Raw genomic sequence first — 5,965 nt, 5'->3', positions numbered from 1 at the left:
GGTGGCGGCGGCCAACACCGCCGAGGCCGACGTGCGCGCCGCCGAAGCGCAGATCACCAGTCTCGAGGTGCAGCTGGGCGAGGAGGGCGATGCCAACCTGCGCCTTCGTCAGGCGCGCAACGCCCTGGAAAAAGCCCGGCTCGACCTGGCGCGTACCGAGGTTCGCGCCTTCGAGGCAGGCCAGGTGACCAACCTGCAGCTGTTGCCCGGCGACTACGTGCAGGCGGGCCAGCCGGTAATGGCGCTGGTTTCCGATACCCTGGACATCGTTGCGGACTTTCGCGAGAAGAGCCTGCGCCACGTGCGCCTGGGCGACGAGGCCAAGGTGATCCTCGACGCGCTGCCCGGGCATATCTTCGAAGGCCGCGTCACGGCGCTGGACGCCGGGGTGCGCGAAGGCCAGATCGGCGCCGACGGCCAGCTGGCGGACATCCCCACTTCCGATCGCTGGGTGCGCGATGCCCAGCGCCTGCGCCTGCACGTCGCCCTGGACGCACCGCTGGCCGCGATGCCGCCGAGTGGCGCCCGGGCGAGCGTGCAACTGCTGCCCGGCGAGCACCCGCTGGCGCACCCCTTCGCCTGGCTGCAGGTCCACCTGATCAGCTGGCTGCATTATGTCTACTGAATCTACTGGATCTACTGAGTCTACTGAGTCTACGGGGTCTACTGACCGGCGCTCCTGGGGCATGGGCTTGTTCAAGCGGCGGCGTACAGGCGACGCGTCAGCACCTAAGTCGCTGCTCGACGAGAACGGTCTTCGCCAGTGCCTGCGGGTGGCGGGCGGCGCCACGCTGGGTTTCGTCATCAGCAAGCTGATGGGCTGGAACTACGGGGTCTTCTTCACCGTCTTCCCGATGTTTTTGCTCGGCATGGTGCCGCTGCTCAACGCCGGCATCATTCGCCAGTTTCTGGGCAACGCTGCCTTCAACGTGGTCGAGGTGAGCCTGATCATCGGCTTTCTGCAGCACATGCCGGTCGTGATGACGCTGGTGGTGCTGGCGATCTTCCTGTTTCGTTTCAACCTGATGGCCAAGGGGCCGCTGTTTCTCTACGCCGCCAACGGCGTGGTGACGCTGAGCATCCTCCTGCACTTCGCAAGCTACCCCGGGGTGGATTTGAGCGAGCTTCTCACCGCGAACCTCTTGGCGAGCGTGCTGGCGGTGTTGATCGCCATGCTCATGTACACGCTGTTTCCCGACGTGGCGCCGCGCCAGCCGCCGCCGCGCGCCGAGAAGAGCCCCGCGCAGATTCGCCACGAGACGCTTTTGGGCGGCGTGACCGCGACGATCTCCTTCGTGGTGTTCCAGACCTTCGATCTGCGCGACTCGCTCTCCGCCCAGATGGCCACGGTCCTGATGCTGTTCGCCCTGAGCTACGCTGGTGCCCAGGCTTCCGCCGTCAAGCGTATCGTCGGCACGCTCCTGGGCTGCAACCTGGCGCTGGCGATGCAGCTTCTGCTCTATACCCAGAGCAACCACTTTCTGCTGGCCATCGTCATCTACTGGCTGGGCTTGATGCTGTTCAGCCGCGAGCACGTGCTGGAGGCGGGCGGCTCCGGGGTCGGGTTCGGTGGCATGACCACCCTCGGGATTCTCTTCGGCCAGTCGCTCGGCCCCACCCAGGACATCGTCTACAGCGCGCTGTACCGCTTCTCGTCGATGGTCGTGGCGCTCGCGCTGACGCTGATGGTGATCCAGTGCCTGCACCGCGTGCTCGATCATTTCGAGTCCACGCGATTGCCGTAAGGATCGTCGTAACGATTGCCGCAAAGAAAGTGAGGCAACTTTTTCGCCAGCGTCTACTCTAAGAATTAGCTGCACTGTGAACGGACATGACGTCTTTCTTGCAGTCAGCGTGGTTCCTACTAACGGATTAGAGGTAACAAGCCATGTCAGGTTCTAAAGAAGATAAAGCCAAAGGTGCCGCCAACAAAGCCGCCGGTAAAGTGAAGGAAGCCGCCGGCAAGGTCACCGGCAGTGAAAAGACCGAAGCGAAAGGCAAGGCGCAGCAGGCCAAGGGCGACGTCCAGAAAGGCAAGGGCGAGCTGAAGGAAGGTCTCAAGAAGTAACTCGCATCCACTCATGAGACAGGGGCCCTCGGGCCCCTGTTTTTCGTTCCGCCCATGGAGGTGCCATGGGCGGTGAACCGATCACTGCTCGGCCATCTCCACTGCAAAGCCGATCTCGAGTCCTGCATCGTCGATCTTGAGCCAGTACTCCATCAGCTCGTAGAGATCGCCGTAGCGGCGAAACGTCTCGATATCCGTGTCGGAGAGCTGGTCGTCCGGCACCACCGGGGCGATATCGGCAAAGGCGTGGTAGATATCCCCGGAAAGAAAAACGTGGGCCAGCAGGTCCTGGTTCTCCTCGCTCGCCGCAAGCCCTTCCTTCAGGTTCGAGGGATTGTCGAGGCCCACGCCCACCGCCAGGGCCGAGTTCGACATGGCAGCAAAGACGTCCGGCGTTTCCGGCGGCAGCAGGAAGCTTTCGACCCGCTTGGCTTCGCCGCCGGGCACCAGCTTCAGTTCGGCGAGTTCCGGCAGGAAGGAGCCGGCGGTCTGCACGAGCGTCATGGGATTCGGGGAGGCCAGCGTCAGAAGCCCGGTGGCGGCAGGCATGCCGCGCTCGACGTAGAGGCGGTCCAGGCGCAGGTTGATTCCCGAAAGCGACGGCGCGATCATCATCGCGACAGGGTTGCTCAGCATCGCATTGGCGTCGTCCCAGGTGCTGTTGAGCGCCTGCAGCTCGTCGCAGCCGAAGGGGTCTTCACGCATCTGGCGTGCGTAGAGCTGAACGTTTTCCAGCAGTGCCGGCAGTTGCAGGCCCACGCCCATGCTCGCCAGGCCGTTGCGCTCGCCAAGCCCAGGGACCGGGGTGAGGAGCCGGCGCAGGTCGCCGACGATCTCGTCATCGGTTTCCAGGATGACGTTGAATTCCGAGCGGCCTTGCAGATCATAGGCGCGCGCGCCCATGGCCACGCCCGGCAGGCGCGCCGTGATGCGGTCGATATCCGCCTGGCAGCTGGAGAGATCCAGCGGCTTTTTGTCGATGGCCTCCATCAGCGCGCGGGTACCCGCGTGGGTCGGCGAGCCGAGCTCGTCGAGCACGCGAGCGGTATGGATCTGCCCCGCGCCATAAGGCGTGAACCCGTGGCGGCTCTCGATCTCTGCGAGCTCACCGGAATCCTCGAGGCTGTTCTCGGGAAGCGTCTTGCCCAGCACCAGTGCCATCAGCTCGTCGCTCGGCGCGCGCGGCACCAGCGCCAGCAGCGCCTGCTCGTCGACGATGCTCATGATCACCGCGAGATCGCCCTGCGGGTTCAGCACCCAGTAGTCGATGCCGTCGGTGGTCGCCACCTGCGGCTCCAGCTCGGCACGCGCCAGCACCCGCTCGAGGGTCTCGCGAAACGCCGCGCCGTCCTCGAGCTCGAAGCGCAGTACCGGCAGCATGCCCAGGCCATAGAGGGCGGTTTGCGGCGAGATGCTAAGGCCTTTGGCGTGCAGATCGTCGAGGGTCTCGACACCTTCGAGTTCCTCGCCCATGGCGATCACCAGCGACAGCAACGCGCGCTCTTCGTCGGAATCCGAGGCCTCGCGCATCTCGCGCACCGTGTCGAGCTCTTCACCGAAGGTGCCGTCGAAGATCATCGAGCGCTGGTAGAAGTCGAACACCTCCTGTTCCGGCAGCGTTTCCCGCGCGGCCATGAAGTAGGGGGAGTCCGCCGGGATATAGTCCAGCATCGAAAGGCTTTCGGGCGTCTCGTCACTGCTTCCGCAGCCGCTCAAGAGCCCGGCGCTGACCAGCGCGATCGATGCCGCAAGATAGGTTTTTCTGTTCATCACGAAGTCCCTTTAGAAAACGAGATCCAAAGAATATCTAATTTAACGAAAGGGCTCTAGCGCCCATATCGTCAGGTTCGTGATCGCCGCCCGGGCAGGCCATGCCTGCCCGGGGAGAGACCTCTTCCTTCCGGCACTTTACACCTTCTGGTAAAGCGCGCTGCCTTCCTGGCGAAACTTCTCGGCCTGCTCCTGCATGCCGCGCTCGGCTTCGCTTTGTGGCGCCGCATCGCGGTAGGTATCGCGCACTTCCTGGCTGATCTTCATCGAGCAGAACTTCGGCCCGCACATGGAGCAGAAGTGGGCCACCTTGGCCGAATCCTTCGGCAGGGTCTCGTCGTGGAAGCTGCGCGCGGTGTCCGGGTCCAGCCCCAGGTTGAACTGGTCTTCCCAGCGGAACTCGAAGCGCGCTTTGGAGAGCGCGTTGTCGCGGCGCTGCGCCGCCGGGTGCCCCTTGGCGAGATCCGCCGCGTGGGCCGCGATCTTGTAGGTGATGATGCCGGTCTTGACGTCCTCCTTGTTGGGCAGGCCCAGGTGCTCCTTGGGCGTCACGTAGCAGAGCATCGCGCAGCCGAACCAGCCGATCATGGCAGCACCGATGCCGGAGGTGATGTGGTCATAACCGGGCGCGATATCCGTCACCAGCGGCCCCAGCGTGTAGAACGGCGCTTCGTCGCAGTACTCGAGCTGCTTGTCCATGTTCTCCTTCACCAGGTGCATGGGCACGTGGCCGGGGCCTTCGATCATCACCTGCACGTCGTGCTTCCAGGCGATGTGGGTCAGCTCGCCCAGGGTCTTGAGCTCGGCCATCTGCGCTTCGTCGTTGGCATCGGCGATCGAGCCCGGGCGCAGGCCGTCACCCAGCGAAAATGCCACGTCGTACTGCTTGCAGATCTCGCAGATCTCCTCGAAGTGGGTGTAGAGGAAGCTCTCTTGGTGGTGATACAGGCACCACTTCGCCATGATCGAACCGCCGCGGCTGACGATGCCGGTGACGCGGTTGGCGGTCAGCGGCACGTAGCGCAGAAGCACGCCTGCGTGAATGGTGAAGTAGTCCACGCCCTGTTCCGCCTGCTCGATCAGCGTGTCGCGAAATACTTCCCAGGTGAGGTTTTCCGCCACGCCGTTGACCTTCTCCAGGGCCTGATAGATCGGCACCGTGCCGATGGGCACCGGCGAGTTGCGCAGAATCCACTCGCGGGTCTCGTGGATGTTCTGCCCGGTGGAGAGATCCATGATGGTATCCGCGCCCCAGCGGATGCCCCAGGTCATCTTGTCGACCTCCTCCTCGATGGAGGACGTCACCGCCGAGTTGCCCAGGTTGCCGTTGATCTTCACCAGGAAGTTGCGCCCGATGATCATCGGCTCGCTTTCCGGGTGGTTGATGTTGTTGGGGATGATCGCCCGGCCGCGGGCCACCTCGTCGCGCACGAACTCAGGCGTGATCTCCTCGGGAATGCTGGCGCCGAAGTTCTGGCCACGGTGCTGGTGGCCCAGAATCCGCTCGACTTCCGCGGTGCCCAACACCTGGCGGCGCTGGTTCTCGCGAATGGCGATGAACTCCATCTCCGGCGTGACGATCCCCTGACGCGCGTAGTGCAGCTGGGTCACGTTCTTGCCCGCTTTCGCCCGGCGCGGCGTGCGCTTGAGATCGAAACGCAGCTGGGCAAGGGTCGGGTCGTTGGCGCGACGGTTGCCGTACTCCGAGGTCAAGCCTTCGAGGAATTCAGTGTCGCCACGCTCCTCGATCCACGCCCGGCGCAGCTCCGCCAAACCCTGGCGCAGGTCGATCTGCGCGGCGGGGTCGGTGTAGGGGCCGGAGGTGTCGTAAACCAGCAGCGGCGGGTTCTCCTCGGCTTCGCCACTGGTGGTGGTCGGTGACAGGGTGATTTCGCGAAACGGCACGCGAATGTCCGGCCGCGAGCCTTCGATATAGCGTTTGGTGGAGGCGGGCAGCGGCGCGATGGCGGCGGCGTCGACCTGGGCGGTTTCGGCCAGAAAATGCTGGGTACGGCTCATGATGAGAGTCTCTCGTAAGGTTGTCGTTATGATCGCGCTAGTCGGTCAAATCCAGGCCCATCTGCCAGAAGTCGATCTCCAGGCGGGTGGCATCGCGAAATATTCTGG

5 protein-coding genes are annotated in these 5,965 nt (G+C 64.0%); 3 read left to right on the top strand and 2 right to left on the bottom strand.

Annotated elements, in window-relative coordinates:
- From BIS11_RS09220 to BIS11_RS09210, 3 genes are all read left to right on the top strand, one after another.
- The coding region (locus BIS11_RS09220; RefSeq protein WP_253585956.1) for an HlyD family secretion protein at nucleotides 1–625 on the top strand (625 nt) is incomplete at its 5' end.
- Nucleotides 626–686: 61 nt separating this feature from the next.
- Nucleotides 687–1,745 carry a DUF2955 domain-containing protein gene (locus BIS11_RS09215; protein ID WP_253420156.1) on the top strand — a complete coding sequence of 353 codons (1,059 nt, stop codon included), beginning with the start codon at nucleotides 687–689 and terminating at the stop codon, nucleotides 1,743–1,745.
- Nucleotides 1,746–1,888: 143 nt separating this feature from the next.
- The gene (locus tag BIS11_RS09210) at nucleotides 1,889–2,068 is read left to right on the top strand and encodes a CsbD family protein (protein ID WP_253420157.1); all 180 of its coding nucleotides are present in this window, start codon (nucleotides 1,889–1,891) and stop codon (nucleotides 2,066–2,068) included.
- Nucleotides 2,069–2,149: 81 nt separating this feature from the next.
- Here BIS11_RS09210 and BIS11_RS09205 read toward each other — a convergent pair whose 3' ends face one another.
- Nucleotides 2,150–3,838, bottom strand: a complete 1,689-nt coding sequence (locus BIS11_RS09205; protein WP_253420158.1) for a hypothetical protein — start codon at nucleotides 3,836–3,838, stop codon at nucleotides 2,150–2,152.
- A 138-nt stretch (nucleotides 3,839–3,976) separates the two neighbouring features.
- Nucleotides 3,977–5,857 carry a phosphomethylpyrimidine synthase ThiC gene (gene thiC / locus BIS11_RS09200; RefSeq protein ID WP_253420159.1) on the bottom strand — a complete coding sequence of 627 codons (1,881 nt, stop codon included), beginning with the start codon at nucleotides 5,855–5,857 and terminating at the stop codon, nucleotides 3,977–3,979.
- Nucleotides 5,858–5,965 lie beyond the last annotated feature (108 nt).

Origin of the sequence: Halomonas sp. 707D4, from assembly GCF_024158685.1 — a bacterium.
Taxonomy (GTDB): Bacteria; Pseudomonadota; Gammaproteobacteria; order Pseudomonadales; family Halomonadaceae; genus Vreelandella.
The sequence above is the reverse complement of the archived record's forward strand: the minus strand, read 5'-3'. Positions and strand labels throughout refer to the sequence as shown.